The 18,994-nt window shown below is 43.4% G+C and carries 18 protein-coding genes; 9 read left to right on the top strand and 9 right to left on the bottom strand.

What is annotated here, in order from left to right; genetic code table 11:
* The first annotated feature begins 200 nt into the window (after positions 1-200).
* Together ACWU4D_RS11075 and ACWU4D_RS11070 are read left to right on the top strand one after the other, a co-directional pair.
* A complete protein-coding gene (locus tag ACWU4D_RS11075) occupies positions 201-1,034 on the top strand; it encodes a helix-turn-helix domain-containing protein (protein ID WP_456051486.1) in 834 nt (277 codons plus the stop codon).
* A 331-nt stretch (positions 1,035-1,365) separates the two neighbouring features.
* Complete coding sequence (locus ACWU4D_RS11070; protein WP_456051485.1) at positions 1,366-1,605, top strand: RNA recognition motif domain-containing protein; 240 nt, start codon at positions 1,366-1,368, stop codon at positions 1,603-1,605.
* 79 nt (positions 1,606-1,684) lie between these two features.
* On the opposite strand, the gene ACWU4D_RS11065 is transcribed toward ACWU4D_RS11070, so the two are convergent.
* From ACWU4D_RS11065 to ACWU4D_RS11050, 4 genes are all read right to left on the bottom strand, one after another.
* The gene (locus ACWU4D_RS11065) at positions 1,685-2,050 is read right to left on the bottom strand and encodes a cupin domain-containing protein (RefSeq protein ID WP_456051484.1); all 366 of its coding nucleotides are present in this window, start codon (positions 2,048-2,050) and stop codon (positions 1,685-1,687) included.
* A gap of 94 nt (positions 2,051-2,144) precedes the next feature.
* Complete coding sequence (locus ACWU4D_RS11060) at positions 2,145-2,642, bottom strand: DUF2867 domain-containing protein (RefSeq protein WP_456051483.1); 498 nt, start codon at positions 2,640-2,642, stop codon at positions 2,145-2,147.
* A 271-nt stretch (positions 2,643-2,913) separates the two neighbouring features.
* Entirely contained in the window at positions 2,914-3,324 is a 411-nt protein-coding gene (locus ACWU4D_RS11055; RefSeq protein WP_456051482.1) for a hypothetical protein, read from the bottom strand.
* Between the two features lie 283 nt (positions 3,325-3,607).
* A complete protein-coding gene (locus ACWU4D_RS11050) occupies positions 3,608-4,462 on the bottom strand; it encodes a YDG/SRA domain-containing protein (RefSeq protein ID WP_456051481.1) in 855 nt (284 codons plus the stop codon).
* 421 nt (positions 4,463-4,883) lie between these two features.
* Here ACWU4D_RS11050 and ACWU4D_RS11045 point away from each other — a divergent pair, with 421 nt between their 5' ends.
* Entirely contained in the window at positions 4,884-5,771 is an 888-nt protein-coding gene (locus ACWU4D_RS11045; protein WP_456051480.1) for a LysR substrate-binding domain-containing protein, read from the top strand.
* Between the two features lie 123 nt (positions 5,772-5,894).
* A complete protein-coding gene (locus ACWU4D_RS11040) occupies positions 5,895-7,490 on the top strand; it encodes a 5-guanidino-2-oxopentanoate decarboxylase (RefSeq protein WP_456051479.1) in 1,596 nt (531 codons plus the stop codon).
* Between the two features lie 139 nt (positions 7,491-7,629).
* Here the strand turns inward: ACWU4D_RS11040 and ACWU4D_RS11035 are convergent, their stop codons facing one another.
* Both ACWU4D_RS11035 and ACWU4D_RS11030 read right to left on the bottom strand, forming a co-directional pair.
* Positions 7,630-8,715, bottom strand: a complete 1,086-nt coding sequence (locus ACWU4D_RS11035) for an iron-containing alcohol dehydrogenase family protein (RefSeq protein ID WP_456051478.1) — start codon at positions 8,713-8,715, stop codon at positions 7,630-7,632.
* A 49-nt stretch (positions 8,716-8,764) separates the two neighbouring features.
* Positions 8,765-10,195 (bottom strand): aldehyde dehydrogenase family protein, encoded by a 1,431-nt coding sequence (locus tag ACWU4D_RS11030; protein ID WP_456051477.1) that lies wholly within the window; start codon positions 10,193-10,195, stop codon positions 8,765-8,767.
* Positions 10,196-10,665: 470 nt separating this feature from the next.
* Here ACWU4D_RS11030 and ACWU4D_RS11025 point away from each other — a divergent pair, with 470 nt between their 5' ends.
* The 4 genes from ACWU4D_RS11025 to ACWU4D_RS11010 are packed head-to-tail and all read left to right on the top strand — an operon-like array spanning position 10,666 to position 14,970.
* Positions 10,666-11,763: an ABC transporter ATP-binding protein gene (locus ACWU4D_RS11025; RefSeq protein WP_456051476.1), complete on the top strand. Its 1,098-nt coding sequence runs from the start codon at positions 10,666-10,668 to the stop codon at positions 11,761-11,763.
* A gap of 43 nt (positions 11,764-11,806) precedes the next feature.
* Positions 11,807-12,859, top strand: coding sequence for an ABC transporter substrate-binding protein (locus ACWU4D_RS11020; RefSeq protein WP_456051475.1), 1,053 nt, complete (start codon positions 11,807-11,809; stop codon positions 12,857-12,859).
* Between the two features lie 17 nt (positions 12,860-12,876).
* Positions 12,877-14,115 (top strand): ABC transporter permease, encoded by a 1,239-nt coding sequence (locus ACWU4D_RS11015; RefSeq protein ID WP_456051474.1) that lies wholly within the window; start codon positions 12,877-12,879, stop codon positions 14,113-14,115.
* A 3-nt stretch (positions 14,116-14,118) separates the two neighbouring features.
* Positions 14,119-14,970: an ABC transporter permease gene (locus ACWU4D_RS11010; protein WP_456051473.1), complete on the top strand. Its 852-nt coding sequence runs from the start codon at positions 14,119-14,121 to the stop codon at positions 14,968-14,970.
* 97 nt (positions 14,971-15,067) lie between these two features.
* Here ACWU4D_RS11010 and ACWU4D_RS11005 read toward each other — a convergent pair whose 3' ends face one another.
* Positions 15,068-15,457: a tautomerase family protein gene (locus ACWU4D_RS11005; protein WP_456051472.1), complete on the bottom strand. Its 390-nt coding sequence runs from the start codon at positions 15,455-15,457 to the stop codon at positions 15,068-15,070.
* 132 nt (positions 15,458-15,589) lie between these two features.
* The gene (locus tag ACWU4D_RS11000; protein ID WP_456051471.1) at positions 15,590-16,912 is read right to left on the bottom strand and encodes an aminotransferase class III-fold pyridoxal phosphate-dependent enzyme; all 1,323 of its coding nucleotides are present in this window, start codon (positions 16,910-16,912) and stop codon (positions 15,590-15,592) included.
* 135 nt (positions 16,913-17,047) lie between these two features.
* On the opposite strand from ACWU4D_RS11000, the gene ACWU4D_RS10995 reads away from it, so the two are divergent.
* Entirely contained in the window at positions 17,048-17,968 is a 921-nt protein-coding gene (locus ACWU4D_RS10995; RefSeq protein WP_456051470.1) for a LysR family transcriptional regulator, read from the top strand.
* A 38-nt stretch (positions 17,969-18,006) separates the two neighbouring features.
* Here ACWU4D_RS10995 and ACWU4D_RS10990 read toward each other — a convergent pair whose 3' ends face one another.
* The gene (locus ACWU4D_RS10990; protein WP_456051469.1) at positions 18,007-18,876 is read right to left on the bottom strand and encodes a MurR/RpiR family transcriptional regulator; all 870 of its coding nucleotides are present in this window, start codon (positions 18,874-18,876) and stop codon (positions 18,007-18,009) included.
* Positions 18,877-18,994: the final 118 nt, after the last annotated feature.

Raw genomic sequence — 18,994 nt, 5'->3', positions numbered from 1 at the left:
TTCTTCACTCACCCCCTCACGTTTATCTGGACGTTATCGAACTGATTATGGAGAGGTTCAATGAGTCGTTGCTTTTGATACTATTGCCAGAATTAAAGCCCGTATTGTATTTTTGCGACATTGCTTTTCCGTGCATTTCTGATGAAATTGGCACCTACTTTGCTAGATGTATTTGTCACTCAAGGATTAGAGAGTTAGATATGTCTGCTTCGTCATTGCTATCACGTGTTTCTAGTATTCATTCAAAACAACCTTTTTTTGTGTTGGACTCAGAGCGTTTTTTGACTCAGTTGGCTCCCAACAACCCTGAGGTGTCTCACTTCTACAGCTTTAAAGCCGGCAGCAGTCAAGAGCCAACAAGTGTGATTCCGGATGGCTGTATAGACATGATATTTGACTGTGATGCAAGTTCACCAACCGGGCGGGTCTGTGGAACAAAATTGGAGGCAGGTGCGGCGTCGTTTACACCCGGACATCAGTACTTTGGCGTGCGTTTTGTACCTGGTGTATTTCCTGATTTTCTAAGGGTTTCAGCTCAAGAGCTCATCGAACATGAGCTTGATTTAAATGATGTTATTGCAGGTTACGAACCACTACTTGAACAAGTAATAAACAGTGGCGACTTTTCACAACAAGTCGGTGTGGTAAATCAATTTTTAGGTAAGAATAAACGACAAGAATCGTCAAGAGTAACCAGCAAGATTATCGAAAAAATTTGCCATCACAAAGGCAACATTCAAGTTCAGGATCTAGAAAAATTCTCTGGTTATACAACTCGAACACTCCAACGCATGTTTAAGAATGATATCGGTTTAACACCAAAAGGATTTAGCCGAGCAATCCGTTGTCAATCAGCTATTTACAGTATTAATCATAATAGCGATCTTATTTTTTCTGATTGCGCGGTTGAACTTGGATTCAGTGATCAGTCACACTTTCTCAATGAATTTAAAAAGCTCGTGAATGTAACGCCTCTGGAATATCAAAATAGAGTAAAAGAACGAGCCTATCTTGAACGCATTCGCTGTTACTAAACATTCAATATTGGTGCAGATCGCACCAATAATGAATGTTTTTAGTCATAATGGAGCGGTGTGTTGAGAGAATATTTCGATTAAGGCATCGTAGTTATGTGATGTATTTTTACCCATTAGAATTGTTGTTGCTCTTCTGGGGTATTCATTAATTCATTTTCCCCATAAACTCTTTCACCCGTTCCAAGCCTTCTATCTGCAACTTAAAACCCACCAGCTTTCAACTGCTGTGATAGGTCTTTTTTGTCAAACGTAAGTTTTTGACTGATTATCCTTGGTTTATTTACCTATAGCTGAGACACTTACGCCTCAATTTTATTAGGTAAACAATATGAAAATTTTAGTCCGCAACCTTGCTCGAACAACCACTGAACATGAAATTCGAGTTTTATTTTCTGATCATGGCTCTGTTTCTGAGTGTAACTTAGTTTTAGATCAGAACACCGGACAATCAAAAGGTTTTGCTTTTGTTGAAATGCCGGATGTTGATGAAGCAGCAACGGCTATAAGCAAGTTGAATCTATCTAAAGTGGCGAATAGTACGATCAGAGTGAAATTGGCACAAAATTAATCAAAATGAAGGCTAGTAGCGACTGCTAGCTTTCAGTCTTACTGTTTCAACCGTGACTTCTACCCCTATCTATTAGATGTTAAATCCATTCTTGATGTTCTGACGATACCGTTACTTCACTATCAAGTTCGCCTGTATGAGCTGTAGAGGATGGCTCTACCATCATGAAATGCGTATCAGGCTCAGCTTTAGGGCAATGCTCCACGCCTTTTGGTACTACATACATTTCACCTGCATTTAGAACAATATTTCCACTTCTTAACTGCAAAGTAAGCTGTCCTTTAAACACAATAAATAACTCATCTTCATTATCATGTGTATGCCATACAAGCTCACCAGTACCTTTCGCTATTTTGACTAATTGGCCATTTGATTCAGCCAAAATCTTGGGAGTCCATTCATCTGAAAACAACCCAAATTTCTCACTAATATTAATTTTATTCAACGAACTATCCTTAGCATACAGCCGCCCTGTTAAGGGGCAATTATGTGGAAAGCGCCAAAAGATCAACATTAATTATTGGCACCATAGCTTCTTTTTATATACGACCTGCTTTAAGTGCTTGCCTAATGCAGTATTTGGCAACCAGCTTATGAAATGGTTTTATAAAAGCCATATACACCTTTCCTGATTTTGTTTTTAAATTCACTAGTGTAGAAACTAAAAACTCTTGTTCCGATAACTTTAAGACTGATAACCACATATCCATATTTGGCTCGTATGCACCACATATAACCTCTGACGGCTCTACTGATTCAATGGTTAAAAAGCCCGCTTTCTTTCCTGTTTCAATATCCTCAAGAGGCAAAGACATTTCTGTATTACTTGATGAAAAACCGAAGTATTTAACAACTGAATTCCGAAAGGATAAAGCAAGTTGAACTGGCTTTGGCAAAAAACCAAAGATGCTGTGATATACATTTTTAGCTTCAAGGTTTTGTTTCTTCACCGTAACTTTAAATGAATCACGGTAATATGAATTTGACTCTTTACCATTTATTTTTGTTTCTGATGGAAAATCCATTTCTGAAACCATATTACCCTCTACTAGATCATATCGTGATAATGACTCTCCACTAAAACCGCTATTCTCCAATCAACCTTAGTGCTCTACAAAACTCAAACACAACGGTACTCGGCAGGAGTTAAAGTAGGACTTCATTGAATTACTGAGGTGTCAGTTCTATTTATTCGATTGGTCTTTTTTTACTTGTGTAGATACACACTTGAATAGCTTTAGTGCCTAAATCAACGCCAATAAGGTTAGCTTTGTATTAGAGCGGGAGTCCAATTCTCTTGTTCGGAAGCTACGCGCTCTCTTTGCCGTGATAGAAATATACAAATTTCTCAGTATCGTGAACGCCTGTTCCCCACATAGGTGAGTTTATTGAAATAACAGAGCCATCCTTTGCTACTTTTATCCTTTTTCTGACATAGGTTTCAAACTCTGAAAAGTTCTCAATTTTTATCTTTTTTAATTCTTCAACAAAGTGAGCGGCTTTGTATTTAACCGCTTCTCGATCATAATATTTCGCGCAATTTTCAGGAATAAGAAAAAACTCCTCATCCTCATCCCAATCAAAGGCTTCCACATAGTCAATTTCTATGCATCCAGACCCATCTTCTGAGTAACAAGCAAAAGCAACATCATAGTTTTTTGTTTCAGGCTGTTTGCTAAAGACTGACTGTAAATCGTCGATTATATGCTGAACCTTCATTTAACTTCCTAGCGAGGCTGTAGGGTTTCTACCTAGCCTCATTCTCGATTTTGATCTTACCTCTATTTCACCACGGTATGAGCTTGAATGCATTAACTCCTTGTGATCTAATCACCATTACTCACATATTTAGATGCGGTTATGCCAAACTTCAAAACCGACTTTTCAAATCAAAATATGTTTGTTCCTGTTAGTATCGACGAGCAATTGACTATAAAGAGTGACTTCAGGCTTGTTCCACACCCAGATAGGATCCCGGCTGCGCGACATCTATCCTTATTTGTTATGCATTTTTGTGATAATGCTCTCGATGGTATCTAATAAAGTCGATATTGATGAGGTGTTTCTTTACGACACTAAGTTTACCCTTAATACCAATTAGGTCTAAATTATCACTTATAGCAAAGCCACCATTGTCAAACATAACATGATGGTTGGGACATAAACACAAAAGGTTACTTTCTATATCTGGCCCGTTATGTGGTTCACCTAAAGGTTTAATGTGGGCTGCTTCAGCGTATAAACCAGCACTCGTTTCAATTGCTACCCCACATACTTGGCATTTGTAATTATGCCAAGACTTTACATTCTTAGCTTTTTGATAGTTTCTTACAATACGATTAACCGTTGATTGTTTTCTACCTGGTACATTATATTCGCCAGTTGGCTCTTTTACTATGTAGTCAGCAGATGAACTCTCTTGAGCAATTAATCTGTACCTCCAAACTTTATACCCAGACTTTCCTGTTTCGTACCAGTAGTTTTCTACATGATACAGTCCTGCATATCGGTAGCCTTTGATTGGACTAAATTCATTCTTATGCTTGTGTCCGCGAGTTACTCGGACTGGAAGGTTTTCTATTTTACTTTTAGCCAAAGCTAGGTTCACACCATCTAGCTCCTGATCTGAAACCTGTTTACCATTTTGTTGCCCCCCAGCGCCGGTATAAATAATGACGTCACCAAAATCTTCGTCATCCTCATACCCACCAGAAAGTACAATAGAATCAGCGCCCTCATTTTTTCCACCACTTATTCCTGCGACTAAAGGAGGATGAACTTTAGCTTTAGCTAGAGAATCTCTGTTATCAAAGAGATCTCCTGGACTAACTCCAATTATTTCACCGAAAGTGCGCATCTAAATCCTTATATGCATAACATCTTTAATAACCTGCCAGCTCGTTTATACCACCGAGACCAACCCGAAAAAAACCAACAAGCACCTGTTTTATATTAAATAAGTACTAATATTTTATCAATTTAGCACTAGAACAAACGAACCAATACGACACACTCTTCAACTTAGGCGCGTTATCTTTAGAATACTCATATCCAACCCAACAATATGTAACATAGTTCTTATTTCACTTCTAGAACATCAAGCCAATAGAAACAGCAAAAATACCCGTTACTCATCCAAATCTCGCATCAATATTGAACAATCAGGTTATAAGTAGAATGAAATAGTTACTTCAGTTACTTTAGTTTCCCTCGTCGCTGCTTTAAGATTCAGTGATTCATCAGTAATCGACCATTTTCAAGTTTATAAGGGATTAGACATGCGCAAGTTACCTTCCACTCAGGCGTTGAGAGCGATAGAAAGCTTTGCTCGCCATGGAAAAGTTTGGCAAGTCGCTGATGAACTCAACCTAACCCGAAGCGCGGTCAGTCACCAGCTCCGACTCTTGGAAAGTGACTTAGGGTTTCAAATATTGAATCGAGTGGGAACCGGTGTGGAGCTTACGCAACGTGGTCATGCATACGCCAAAGATATTCGTAAAGCGCTTAACATCATTACTTCCTCTGCGGTTCGCAATGCCTCTGCTGGTATCGGAGGGAAAATCAATATAAGTTGCGCGCCGGGGTTTGCCAGCAGTTGGCTCTGTTTAAATATTGGGAAGTTCAAAGAGGCGTATTCTGATGTCACCATTTCACTAACCACACCACAAAAAGTTTCTGATATCAGCGACCAGAATGTCGATATATTTATTACGTTTGGGCGAGACTTTTCTGCTGATGCCGAGATCGAACTTCTTAAACGCATTGAATCCACCCCACTTTGTAGCCCCGCTTACCTTAATAAGTTTGATGGTTTTTCCAATCATGCCGACTTACAGCAGGCAACGCTATTACACCTCAGCGACTATCAAGATTGGGAAGATTGGAATCGAGCCATTGGTCAACCGATAGAGTTCGCCCAAAAAGGCATCATATTTAACGATCTCAATTTGGTTTACTCAGCCGCATTGGCTTCTCAGGGCATCGCGATAGGAGACGAGTTTTTATGCAGCGATGCGATCAAGAATGGGCAACTCGTCGCGCCCTTTGACCGGACTCTTCCTTGCGAAGGAGCTTATTATATCGCGGTCCCTCATGGGAAATCCCTCACACCCGCTCACACTGCTTTCCTTGAATGGCTAAAAGACGAACTGGCGAGAAATAGCTAAAACCTTCTATTTCAGATTGGTGAATTATTTTATCACTTGATGTGAAAAGAATTAGTTTGTTTTTACGCTCACAATCCCTCAAAGTTATCGTGTTTATATGTCTTACTTTGAAGGGAAATCAAAATGTTACCAGAAACTGTCACCTTAGGATCTCGCCTGCCTGCTTTGCTAGCGTCTCGTGGGATTGAGATCGTCTTTGGTATCCCAGGTGTTCATACCGTCGAATTGTACCGAAATTTTCCTGAAAGTGGATTACGACACATCACGCCAAGACACGAACAAGGTGCCGGGTTTATGGCCGATGGCTATGCGCGCGTAACGGGTAAACCTGCAGCATGTTTTATTATATCGGGTCCCGGAATGACCAACATTGTCACCGCGATGGGACAAGCCTATGGCGATTCAATTCCGATGCTTGTGATATCAACGGTTAATGCTCACGGTCAGATGGGGTCAGGTGAAGGTTGGTTACATGAAATGCCGAACCAAAGCTCTGTCGTCGAGGGCGTGTCAGCATTCAGCCGCACCATACATAATGTCGGTGAATTGGACAAAGCGCTGGACGATGCTTTTGCTGTATTCCAGTGTTCTCGCCCTCGCCCTGTACATATTGAGATCCCATTAAATATACTGGTCTCTCCTGTGGTCAATGATGCGATTTCTCCAGCACTAAATTTACTGCCACCGGCTCCAGCGAAACAGGCGCTATCTCCAGCAATTGACGCATTAAACAGCGCTAAATCGCCCGTTATTTTAGTAGGGGGCGGCGCAAAAAACACACCTATTTGTGCACTAGCGGAACAGCTCGATGCGCCGGTTGTAATGACAACAAACGCTCGCGGTGCCATGCCGGTTAACCACCCATTAGCGGTTCCCCTATCGGCATCACTCCCCAAAACTCGTCAGCTTATTGCGCAAGCAGATGTGGTGCTCGCCCTCGGCACGGAACTGGGTTCAACCGATTATGATTTTAATGAAGATGGTGGCTTTCAAGTTCCCGGCACTTTGATTCGAGTCGACATCGATCCAACACAGATCCATCGAAACTTAAAAGCCGATATTGGTATTGCCGCCGATGCTAACGAAACCGTCACGGCTTTGGCTACGCAATTATCACCGCATGCTGCAAGCCAAGGAGAAACACGAGCAGCACAGGCTCGTGAGGATAAGATTCAACTTTCTAAGGCCATTACTTCGGATATCAACATCCTCAACCTTATCCGCGATAACTTGCCGAATACCCCGATAATTGGGGATTCCACCCAGATAGTTTATTCGGGCATCATGGCATTTGAAGCTCAGCGTACAGGAGGCTTTTTCTCGTCAGCATCCGGTTTTGGCACCCTTGGGTACGGTTTGCCTGCTGCGATTGGGGCAAGTTTGGCCACGGACAAGCATGTGATTGCCATTACCGGAGATGGCGGTCTTCAGTTCTGCCTTGGTGAATTGGCATCGGCTACCGAAGCCGCTGCAAAAGTAATATTAATTCTTCACGATAACAGCGGCTATGGCGAAATAAAGACCTATATGCAGAACCGAGATATTCCGCTTACCGGGGTTGAGATCTATACTCCAGATCTCGTTAAGATAGCCGAAGCGTGTGGCTGGAAAGTTTATCAGCCGAGTTCAACTTCGTTTGCTGAATGCCTGAAAAGTGCCGCCGAACTTAACGGCCCTTCTGTAGTGTATTTATCGGAATCCACACGTCTCGACTTTTAACTCAGATTTTTAACACCGTCTTTTTGGCTAAACCCAGCCGACTGACTCGTTTATAAACAAAAAAAGATAGGGCCATAACGTCCTATCTTTTTTATTGCTTTTATGGCGAATCGTGTGACTTCAAAATAGATGCAGAAGTTTAGGCGATCTTTGAGGCCAGATCATCGACCCGTTCCATCGCACTAATCAAATCCTGACTGGTCATCGTGAAAGGCATATCTTGAATATCGGGCGTATCGATTGCGGCATCGACCACTTGCTGCAATTCGCTCTTAGTCAGGTCAGCAATGCTGGATAACGACGTTGGTACACCACACGCTTTGGCTAATTCAATCGCCGACACAATCTCATCATCGCTGCGATTTTCTAGCGCCAACAAACAAAGGTTGCCATAACCGACTAACAAACCATGACCAAAGTGGCGCGTTTTATCGATCACTGTAAAGCCATTATAGAGACCATGCGCCGCCGCCACGTGATTGCCCACTCCCATAATTGAGGTAAATCCAGCATAAATGAAGATGGCATCCATCACTTGCTCAAGAGCAAAAGAGGGTTGTTCATTCTCCAAGGACTGAATGGCTTCTCCACCATATTTAGCAATCACATCAAAACACAGCTGACTATTATGAGACGCCGACATGTTAAGGCTGCAATCGGGATTAGATTTTTCTACAACTCGATATTCATAAAGCTTAGCGAGCGTATCTCCCAGCCCTGCAGACAGCCAACGAGCAGGCGCTTTCGCAATGATTTGTGGGTCCAAAATCACCACATCTGGCGCTTGTTTCAGATCGTGAAAATCAAGGTAGTGTCCCTTATCGTCATATATAACTGACAAAGCAGCAACAGCGGCACATGTCGCGGCTATCGTGGGAATCACCACCAAAGGTAGCCCTACTTTTTCGGCGACCAGCTTGCACGTATCCATCGACTTTCCGCCACCCACTCCGATAATGAAGTTCACGCTATGGCCTCGAATCACCGAGATTAGCTGATCCGCATTTTTGTAGGTACACTCCCCCCCAAACCACATCGTATCAACGACATCTAGCCCAAGGTCTCTACTATCGATAAGTGGCATTGTTGCTTCAAGAGCACGTTGACCGCCGATAACAAATGCGCGACTACCAAATTTCTCAACAACATCCTTGAGGCGCTCAATTGAACCATTTCCGCGATAAAACGTGGCTGGGAAAGATAATACTGGGCAATTAACGTTCATCGTGCTTCCTTAAACAATTATTAAATTTACAGTTCATCGAGTTCAATTATTACTCAGGATAATGAAGCGTCTTGAGCTCTAAAAAATCCTCAAGCCCGATCAAACCCCCTTCACGTCCATTGCCTGAACGCTTGTATCCACCAAATGGGCTTCCATACTGCAAATAGCCGCCGTTAATATGAACCATACCAGCGCGTAGTCGAGCAGCCACTCGTTCTGCTTGAGCCTTATCGTTTGTTTCTATATAAGCAGCAAGGCCATAATCGGTATCGTTCGCGATTTCGATAGCCTGAGGTTCATCATCAAATGGAATCATAACCAGGACAGGACCAAAGACTTCTTCTCGAGCGATGCGCATGGTATTTGTCACATCAGCAAAGACAGTGGGTTTCACAAAATATCCCGTTTCAAATCCGACAGGCTTCCCCAAGCCACCAACAACAAGATGTGCCCCTTCCGCAATGCCAACCTCTATCATCGATTGGACTCGATCAAACTGCAATTGGCTGACCAATGGGCCAAGATGACGCCCCTCTTTTGTTGGGTCACCGACTTCGATACGTTCAGCGACAGATTGCGCAATATCGACAGCCTGTGCGTAAACGGATTGTTGAACCAACATGCGAGTAGGTGCATCGCATGATTGCCCAGAATTGAGAAAACAACTTTCAATACCACGTGTAACGCTGGTTTCAAGGTCAGTATCTTCGAAAATAATATTGGGCGACTTTCCACCAAGCTCCAACGTCACCCGTTTAATGGTGTCAGCCGCACTTTTGCTGATCGCAATCCCAGCATTGGTTGAGCCCGTAAACGAGACCATTTCTACATCTTTGTGCGACGTAAGCGCTGACCCAACACCAGTTCCATCGCCGTTAACTAAATTGAAGCTACCGGCTGGGAATCCAGCTTCTGCGATCATTTCGGCATATAACATCGCGTTTAGTGGCGTGATCTCACTGGGTTTTAAGACACATGTACACCCAGTCGCTAAAGCTGGAAGTACTTTTAGAGCAATCTGATTAATCGGCCAGTTCCAAGGCGTAATCAGTCCGCAAACACCAATAGGTTCACGACATAGCACATCACCATTAGGCAGTGTTTTACGATTTTTTAATCGGCGCAGTCCTTCAATAAATCCTTCTAAATGACCAATCCCGGTATGAGCTTGTTCTTCAGCGCACATTGTCGTGGGCGCGCCGAGTTCCAATGTTATGATTTCCACCATCTCATTGTAACGACGTTGATAGATTGTCAGTAAACGCTCAAGCAGCGCTAAACGCTCCTCAACACTGGTTTCGCGATAACTAGCAAAAGCCCTTTTCGCAGCAGATACGGCGCGTTCGACATCATCAGCACTTCCCAGTGAGATGGTTGCAATCGCTTGTTCAGTTGTCGGGTTTAGTACATCAAAGTCATTACTTTTGTTTGGTTCAACCCATTCACCATCAATAAAAAACTTGCGCCTATCTAACATCATTCCCTCTCATGTTCTTTCTGTCGCAAACCGTGCCAAGAATTTACTGACTCTGCTTAACGTTATTTTTCAATGTCAGTATCTCTTTTTATGAGCAATATTAAAGTGAATTATTTTTTCTTATATGAATCAAGGAATTCAACAGTCGTTTTATCGTCTCGCACCCTACCAGACTTTTAGCGTTCAGGGTGCTCACAACCCATCATTCCTATCCAAATCGGCAAAGTGATAAATATCGAAACAAAACAAAACATAGAGATTAGCGAGATGTTTTAGAGTTTTATTTTCGTTAAATCACTATTTGGCTTGGATTATGCAATATTTATGATTATCTAAGAAAACAGCAATATTTTCCGGAGATCTGCACCACCAAGATAGCAAGATGAATAGTTTTGGTGCTTATTTTCAGTGATTCGGACTTTCTAATTCGCTCTCTTCTTGGGCAGGGACGATGATTATTCAGTGAGGAATGGATGAGCGATACGGGCAACGAAAAATACGTACAGTTTAAGATGGTTAAAAAAAGTTATGACCAAAGTAATTTAGTCGTAAAAGAGTTTAATCTGGATATTAAAAAAGGCGAGTTTGTGACGCTTCTCGGCCCCTCTGGTTCGGGAAAAACAACTTGCCTTATGATGCTAGCGGGATTTGAAGATGTCACAAGCGGCGAGATCCTAGTCGACGGAAAACCGATTACTGACGTTGCGCCGTATGACCGAAATATCGGTATGGTATTTCAACATTATGCGTTATTCCCACATATGACCGTGGCTGAAAACCTAGCCTACCCCTTAAAGGTCAGAAAACTCCCAGAAAATGAAGTCAAACGACGGGTTGCTGATTCACTTGCATTGGTTGAGCTAGAAGAGTTTGGCACACGCTATCCCGGCCAACTATCCGGTGGTCAAAAACAACGTGTCGCATTAGCGCGCTCACTGATTTTCGAACCTTCGATAGTGTTAATGGATGAACCTTTAGGTGCCTTAGATAAGAACTTACGTGAGCAGATGCAATTTGAAATAAAACGGCTTCACGAGAAAATTGGCTTCACAGCGATCTACGTGACTCACGACCAAACCGAAGCACTCACGATGTCAGATCGAATCGCAGTGTTCAACAATGGTATCGTGCAACAATGCGCCAGCCCAGACACTCTCTATGAGGAACCTGCGAACGCTTTTGTTGCTGATTTCATTGGTGAAAACAACAAAATCCCCGCCCGTGTTGTTGAGATGAATGGCAACTATTATGAGCTTATTCTCGATGACGAGTCGAGAGTGCGTGGTATTTCAACCAACCAACTTGTACCGGGGCAAGAATGTCTTTTGACCATACGTCCAGAGAACCTCTTTATTGGCGTTCCGAGTTCAGATAACGATAACAGCATTGATGCCACGTTCATCACCCGCCTGTATGTCGGCGACTTTATTCGCTACCTATTCCAGTTACGCGATAAAACCGAAGTGATGGTTAAAGTGCTTAATGATCATGAAGCCCCTAACTTCACTTCTGGAGATGTCACGAAACTAACCTGGTCCGCAACCGTCGGATTGGCATTAGAAAAACCGTAATTTCCGTATTACATAACAACCTATCAACTTGAAAGGAATCAATATGATTAGTAAAACCACGATTGCACTGTTGTTAACAGGGCTCCTAAGCACAAATGCCATTGCAGAGCAATTTACCGCCGTTTCTTTTGGCGGCTCTTATGGTGATACTCAGAAAAAACACATGCTTGACCCATTTACGGCTGAAACCGGACATAAAATTTTATCTGAAAACTACTCAGGTGGCGTTGCAGAACTGAAAGCTCAGGTCGAGAGTGGCAATGTGCTTTGGGATGTGATCGATATGGAAGTAATTGACTTAGAACGAGCCTGTTCTGAAGGATTACTGGAACCTTTCCCGATGGATACGTTACCGCCCGGCGATGATGGAACGCCAGCCGCGGAAGATTTCGCAAGTGAAGCATTGGCAAATGAATGTGGTGTGGGAAATATAGTATGGACGGTACTGTATGCCTATAACAATGACACCATTCAAGGTGGCAAGCCGACAACCGTTGCGGATTTATTTGATACCAAAACCTTTCCAGGAAAACGCGCACTACGCAAACGCCCGCAAGTAAATATGGAATGGGCACTGCTGGCTGACGGAGTTCCAAAAGAAGAGGTCTACGAACTATTGGAAACAGACGAAGGCCAACAACGCGCGTTTGCCAAGTTGGCGTCTATCAAAGATGACATTGTTTGGTTTGACTCTTGGTCTCAAGCGCCACAACTCCTCAATGATGGCGGAGCCGTTATGGTTCAAGCCGCTAACGGACGTATTTTTAACGCAATCCAAGCAGAAGGAAAACCATTCGAAATGGTTTGGGACGCGCATTTATACGACTTAGATGTATGGGCAATTGTGAAAGGGACAAAACATAAAAAAGTGGCTGAAGAGTTTATCCGATTTGCCACAGGTTCAAAACCGTTATCGGGAATGCCAGATATCGCATATGGCCCAACTCGTGAGTCCTCTTACAAATATGTCGATAAAGCCGTTATTCCAATGCTTCCATCATCGCATCTTGATGAAGGTTTAAAAGCATCAAGCCTATTCTGGGCTGATTATGGCGAATCTCTTGGTGAGAAATTCAACGAGTGGTTATTGAAGTAATCTAGGAGAAAGATTGGATGTCAGCACATTTAAGTATTGAAGAAATAGCTCAAAGCCAGAGACAACTCAGGCGAAAAAAAGTCCGGTTACTGGCGTTTACGTTACCTTTATTATGCTTTGTGTTGCTGGCATTTCTCGCCCCTATCGCAACCATGCTATATCGCAGTGTTTATCACCCCACAGTTTCGCAACTAATTCCTCAAACGTTAGAGGAAATGCAACAGTGGGAGGCAAGTCCCGACACTTTGCCTCCTGCACAAGTACTAGCCACGTTTAGCTTAGAGCTGCAAACCTTGGCCAACGAACGTAAATCGGGAAAGCTAGCCGAAGAACTCAACCGTTCGGTCCCCGGAACATCCAGCCTAATAAAGTCGACGGCACGAAAACTCAAGCGCGTTGAGCCAGAAGTTTTAATCAATGGGCAGGGCCAAGAGTTATTAGCTTCCCATAAAAAGTGGAGCAACCCACAACTTTGGTCTGCAATGAAAGGCTTAGGTAACGTGTGGACTGACCGCTATTACTTAACCGCTTTGGATCTAAAGCGGGATCAAGCAGGTGAAGTAAAGGCACGTGACACACAAATATACTTAAAACTGTACTGGCGTAGTTTACGCATCGCGTTAACGATCACACTGCTGACAGCATTGCTCGCCTTCCCTTTGGCCTATTTTCTTGCCAACACAAGCAACAAGAAAGCCAATACACTTATGGTGTTTGTTTTACTTCCTTTTTGGACTTCACTGTTAGTAAGAACCACATCTTGGATTGCACTACTGCAAACCAATGGGGTAATAAATAGCACGATGCAGAGTATAGGAATAATAAATGAGCCACTTGAAATGCTCTATACCGAGTTCGCAACGGTTATATCCATGACTCATATTCTTCTGCCTTTTATGGTTCTCCCACTATACAGTGTTATGAAAAATATCGACCCAAGCTACTTTAGAGCTGCATTATCGTTGGGCTCAAAGCCCATGCCTGCATTCTTCAAAATCTACTTCCCCATGACCCTACCCGGTTTAAGTGCAGGCGCATTGCTTGTGTTTATTATCTCAATTGGCTACTACATTACGCCAGCATTGGTAGGAGGCACCGACGGCCAGATGATCAGTAATATTATTGCGTTCCATATGCAGTCATCTAATAACTGGGAATTAGCGGCGGCTCTGGGAAGTTTATTGCTGGTTCTCATCGTCCTGCTGTATTGGATCTACGACCGTCTTGTCGGCGTCAATAACATTAAATTGGGGTAAACAATGTTTAAATTTCCTCGTTACTATTCACCGCTACAAAAGCTAGGCACTATCAGTTTGTCTGCATCTGCATACTTAGTATTACTGTTTCTGATGCTGCCAATATTAATCATCATTCCGCTTTCCTTTAATGCAGAACCCTTTTTCACATTTACTGAGGGCATGTTATCTCTCGACCCAGATGCATACTCAATAAAATGGTACCAACAGATATTTTCTGATGACCAGTGGATTCTCGCGATTAAAAATAGTTTCTTCATTGGTACATGCGCGACAGCAATTGCAACAATTTTGGGTACATTAGCGGCCATCGGCATGAGCAACTCTGACATGCCTTTTCAACGTGCAATCATGGCAATGTTGCTGTCTCCGATGATTGTCCCGCTTATTATTACCGCAGCAGGTATGTTCTTCTTCTACACCCAGCTCAACCTCGCCGGTAGCTACCTAGGTGTCATTATTGCTCATGCCGCTCTTGGTACGCCATTTGTGATTATTACGGTGAACGCTGCGCTCGCGGGCTTTGACTACTCGCTAGTGAACGCGTCTATGGGAATGGGGGCAAAACCGACCTACACATTTTTCAAAGTTATCATGCCGTTGATACGACCAGGTGTCATTTCTGGTGCGTTGTTTGCGTTCGTGACGTCGTTTGATGAAGTGGTTGTTGTACTCTTCCTTGCTGGACCAGAACAGCGAACCATACCACGACAAATGTTCTCAGGGTTGCGAGAGGAAATTAGCCCCACAATCTTAGCAGTCGCAACTCTACTGGTTGTGGTTTCATTAATGCTGCTCCTCACTCTCGAATACTTAAGAGCACGCTCTGAACGTATTCGTATGGGTACGCTCTAGTCGACTAACGATTCCACCTATGAAAAAAGCCACAAAGATAACTTTGTGGCTTGATATAAAACATTTCTAATTTAACCGCTACATAAGCTGACGTGAACTACAGCTTTCCTGTGTAGTATTGCGCTTCACCAAAACCAAAACTCCAATCATGTCGAGTGTTGGTAAAGAAAGACATCATCAAATCGTTGCCTTTAATGCCGCACTCGGCTTCAAGCTTTTCAGCTAAGATTTTCATAAACTCAATCTTGGTCTCTTCAGGACGAGGGCTTGTAAAGATACGCAACATAATCAGATTGTCAGAACGTGAAAAACCAAGTCCTGTATCTTCAAAAATCATGTTAGCGGGTTTGTGTTCGTACACAATCTGATAACGGTCTCGCTCTGGCACTTTAAACACGTCTAGAACAACTTGGTGTGTTACATCTAGAATGGCCTTCATCTCTGATTCACTTCGACCTTCAATCACGTCAAATTGCATTAATGGCATAATCTTCCCTTAAAAAATAGTTATGTCTTTATTGATGAGTAAAACTCTGTTTGATTCGAGACACCCACAAATGAAGGTGTCTCATGTTACTTGTAACGATTGAATAAATGTTCGTTCAACGTTAACCCATGATCAGTCAATACGGCTAAACGATTCACCTATCGCATTCACTAAGCTATCGATCTCATGTCTTTCGGTAATAAACGGTAACGCAAGCTGAAGTGTGTCTCCGCCATAGCGAACATAAAACCCCTTCTGCCAAAGATCCATGGCGATTTGATAAGGCCTGATACCTGGGTCACCGTCTTTGTGAGCGACGCTAATACCTGCCGCAAACCCGTAATTACGAATATCTAGAATGTTTGGTACGCCTTTGAGGCTATGAATCGCGGACTCGAAAATCGGAGACATTTCCGCCACTCTCGGAATTAAGTGATCTCTTTCGAGCACATCTAATGTCGCAAGTGAAGCAGCACAAGCCACCGGGTGTCCCGAATATGTGTAACCGTGAGGCAGTTCAATATTATGTTCAGCTCCTCCCGCTTCCATGAATGCTCGATATATTTCATCTTTCGCAATCACAGCTCCCATAGGAATCACCCCATTGGTAATTTGCTTAGCACAGCAGATCATATCGGGAACGACACCAAACGCATTGGCACCAAACATCTCGCCAGTACGGCCAAATCCAGTAATCACTTCATCGAGAATCAGCAATATATTATTTGCAGTACAAATCTCTCTCAAACGTTTGAGATAACCAACTGGTGGGATGATGACACCGGCAGAGCCAGAAAATGGCTCAACAATAACCGCCGCTATATTCGATGCATCGTGAAGGGCGATTCGGTCAAGTAATTCATCCGCACGATCAGCACCATCCAAAGGACACCCCTGAGTGAATGCTTCTTCAGCACGCCAAGTATGACCAATATGATCGGCCTCCACGCCTTGACCCCAGAGTTTACGGTTGGCCCCAATACCACCGAAACTGATGCCACCCCAACTTGCGCCGTGATACCCCTTAGTTCGACCGATAATGCGGGTCTTATTAGGTTGACCACTTTGACGCCAATAAGCACGAGCAATCTTGGTTGCAGTATCGACGGACTCAGAACCGGAGTTGGTAAAAAAGACTCGGTTAAGATCGGCAGGCGCGAGCGCTGCGATTCGCTCAGCAAGTTCAAATGCTTTAGGGTGACCAAATTGGAACGCGGGAACATAATCAACTTGAGAAAGCTGTTGAGCGATGGCCTGACTAATTTCAGGTCGATTATGACCAGCTCCACAAGTCCAAAGACCCGAAAGTCCATCAAAAATACGTCGACCACGGTCGTCAATGTAGTACGCACCATCGGCCCCGGTGATCATCCGTGGGTTCTGTTTAAATTCACGGTTACTTGTGTAGGGCATCCAATACGCGTCAAGCCCTGCCTGTGTTGGTTGAGTTTCCATCCTATATCCTTATTCCAATCTACACTCGATGTAAGTGCTGGCTCCCAAACTGCTAACTGAAATTTACTTTAAGATGAAATAATTGTTTGGTAAATTACAACTTATCAAACTAAACATGCAGGTTTATGAAACATAATGAGAGCATTACTTGGGCAATTATCGGACGCTGACATTCGCCTTCTGCGGGTATTCATGGCGGTTGTGGAATGTGGTGGATTAAGCGCGGCTGAAATGGAGTTAAATATCGGCCGCTCAACCATTAGTCGTCACCTCAAGGATCTCGAGCTGCGACTAGGTCTGGTACTTTGCCGACGCGGTCGAGGCGGGTTTTCTCTTACCAATGAGGGAGAGCAAATTTATGCCAGCGCAGAACGACTAACAAAGTCGATTGAAGACTTTCGCCACGAAGTTAACGATATGCATCGTTCGCTGCAGGGCCAGCTAGTCGTTGCAATGTTCGATAAAACGGTTTCCAACCCAGAGTGTCGCGTCCCTGAAGCGATTGCTCGCTACTGTGAAGACTCTCCCGATGTGGTGCTAGATATCCATGTCGTCCCAGTCAATGAGATCGAGAAAGGCGTACTAGAGGGACAATATCATGTCGGTATTATTCCACCTCACCGCCGCTCCACCAGCTTAGTGTATCTACCCTTATTTGGTGAACATATGTCTATGTATTGTGGTATTGGCCATCCATTTTACGACAATCATCGCCCCGTAACCAACGAGCAAATACGAGCTGAAAATTATGCCGGATTGAGCTTTTCTAGCCCCAATATGGAAGTAGGCAGAGGGCTCGGATTACAGAAACACGCGGCGGCCAATGACCAAGAAGGTGTGGCGACACTGATTCGGTCTGGGCGTTACATCGGTTTTTTACCGGATCATTACGCGCACCCATTGGCAGAAGCAGGTTATGTGAAACGCATCAATAACCAAACCTTTACATACCATTGTGAATTTACCGCTATCTATCGAAAATCCCCAAAACCATCGAGGCTAGTGCAGCATTTCTTAGATGCACTGGAAGATGTCCACAACGATAATCCTTCATAACTTAGCCCATGGGTAAGCGTTTCGTAAATCGTATCGAGTTAGAATAAGCCAAGGCGTTTGGTCATTTTATGCCAACGCTTTATCCGCTCTTCACTATCGGAACTTCGATTTGCAACACAGTGTACTAACATGTTTGTGGCCATTACGATTGCCCAAGTCGATTCAAGGAACAGCCCTGTTTTCGACTTTGAATAAAACACATGAGGCGTAATGTCGACAGCCCAATGACAAAATTCGTCGGTAATTATCACGACCTGAATACCTTGCCGCACCGCCTCCTCGCATAAGAGTTGGCTCTCGGGTGCATAGGGAACAATATCAAGAACGATCAGAACATCGTATTCTTGGCGTCGGTAAGATTGACCTTCGAGCCACTCGGCCATCATGCCATCATAAGGAGAAAGATATTGAACTCGGTCTCTGGCTAATGACATCCGTCTGGTTAAGTCTTGTGCGGTTCCGCTAATGGATTGAAATCCCGTAATGTACACTCGCTTAGCCGCATCAACACAACTGACAATTCCATCCCATCTTCCATTTTCAAACTGTTCAAATAAATTCATCAAGACTTGTAATTCATTCTTGAAATTTTCTTTATAGAAGGCATCGATAGGCAGTCGGTTCGTGTCCGTTCCATCTGGAAGAAGCAGCTCCTTTTTTAGTGCGTCTTTTAACGATGAAATTCCCTGATAACCCGCTCGCTTTAAAAAACGGCTCACAGTAATTTGGCTAACTGCTGCCTTCTCTGCAATAGAAGCCCCTGTCTCAAAACTAATTTGATCTAGATTTAGCAAGATAAACTGAGCAACTCGTGCTTCTGAAACCGACACATCGGGTATCAAGGCTTTTAGCTTCTGAGCTATCGACGTCGCAATATATTCAGGCCGGGATGAAAAAGTGTGTTCCATAGTTCCTCACTGTTGATAACTCGCATTATGGTGGTGCATTGCCATTATTAAATTACCCATAAGAGTGCAAAAATTAACCACCTTTAAAGCCCAAAAACCAAAATAACAATATAAGATA

It is taken from the genome of Vibrio phycocola, assembly GCF_053850235.1.
The sequence above is the reverse complement of the archived record's forward strand: the minus strand, read 5'-3'. Positions and strand labels throughout refer to the sequence as shown.

Excerpts from the sequence above, each read along its gene's own strand:
- ACWU4D_RS11075 (WP_456051486.1), top strand. The coding sequence starts at position 201 with ATGTCTGCTTCGTCATTGCTATCACGTGTTTCTAGTATTCATTCAAAA.
- ACWU4D_RS11070 (WP_456051485.1), top strand. The coding sequence starts at position 1,366 with ATGAAAATTTTAGTCCGCAACCTTGCTCGAACAACCACTGAACATGAA.
- ACWU4D_RS11060 (WP_456051483.1), bottom strand. The coding sequence starts at position 2,642 with ATGGTTTCAGAAATGGATTTTCCATCAGAAACAAAAATAAATGGTAAA.
- ACWU4D_RS11055 (WP_456051482.1), bottom strand. The coding sequence starts at position 3,324 with ATGAAGGTTCAGCATATAATCGACGATTTACAGTCAGTCTTTAGCAAA.
- ACWU4D_RS11050 (WP_456051481.1), bottom strand. The coding sequence starts at position 4,462 with ATGCGCACTTTCGGTGAAATAATTGGAGTTAGTCCAGGAGATCTCTTT.
- ACWU4D_RS11045 (WP_456051480.1), top strand. The coding sequence starts at position 4,884 with ATGCGCAAGTTACCTTCCACTCAGGCGTTGAGAGCGATAGAAAGCTTT.
- ACWU4D_RS11040 (WP_456051479.1), top strand. The coding sequence starts at position 5,895 with ATGTTACCAGAAACTGTCACCTTAGGATCTCGCCTGCCTGCTTTGCTA.
- ACWU4D_RS11035 (WP_456051478.1), bottom strand. The coding sequence starts at position 8,715 with ATGAACGTTAATTGCCCAGTATTATCTTTCCCAGCCACGTTTTATCGC.
- ACWU4D_RS11030 (WP_456051477.1), bottom strand. The coding sequence starts at position 10,195 with ATGATGTTAGATAGGCGCAAGTTTTTTATTGATGGTGAATGGGTTGAA.
- ACWU4D_RS11025 (WP_456051476.1), top strand. The coding sequence starts at position 10,666 with ATGAGCGATACGGGCAACGAAAAATACGTACAGTTTAAGATGGTTAAA.
- ACWU4D_RS11020 (WP_456051475.1), top strand. The coding sequence starts at position 11,807 with ATGATTAGTAAAACCACGATTGCACTGTTGTTAACAGGGCTCCTAAGC.
- ACWU4D_RS11015 (WP_456051474.1), top strand. The coding sequence starts at position 12,877 with ATGTCAGCACATTTAAGTATTGAAGAAATAGCTCAAAGCCAGAGACAA.
- ACWU4D_RS11010 (WP_456051473.1), top strand. The coding sequence starts at position 14,119 with ATGTTTAAATTTCCTCGTTACTATTCACCGCTACAAAAGCTAGGCACT.
- ACWU4D_RS11005 (WP_456051472.1), bottom strand. The coding sequence starts at position 15,457 with ATGCCATTAATGCAATTTGACGTGATTGAAGGTCGAAGTGAATCAGAG.
- ACWU4D_RS11000 (WP_456051471.1), bottom strand. The coding sequence starts at position 16,912 with ATGGAAACTCAACCAACACAGGCAGGGCTTGACGCGTATTGGATGCCC.
- ACWU4D_RS10995 (WP_456051470.1), top strand. The coding sequence starts at position 17,048 with ATGAGAGCATTACTTGGGCAATTATCGGACGCTGACATTCGCCTTCTG.
- ACWU4D_RS10990 (WP_456051469.1), bottom strand. The coding sequence starts at position 18,876 with ATGGAACACACTTTTTCATCCCGGCCTGAATATATTGCGACGTCGATA.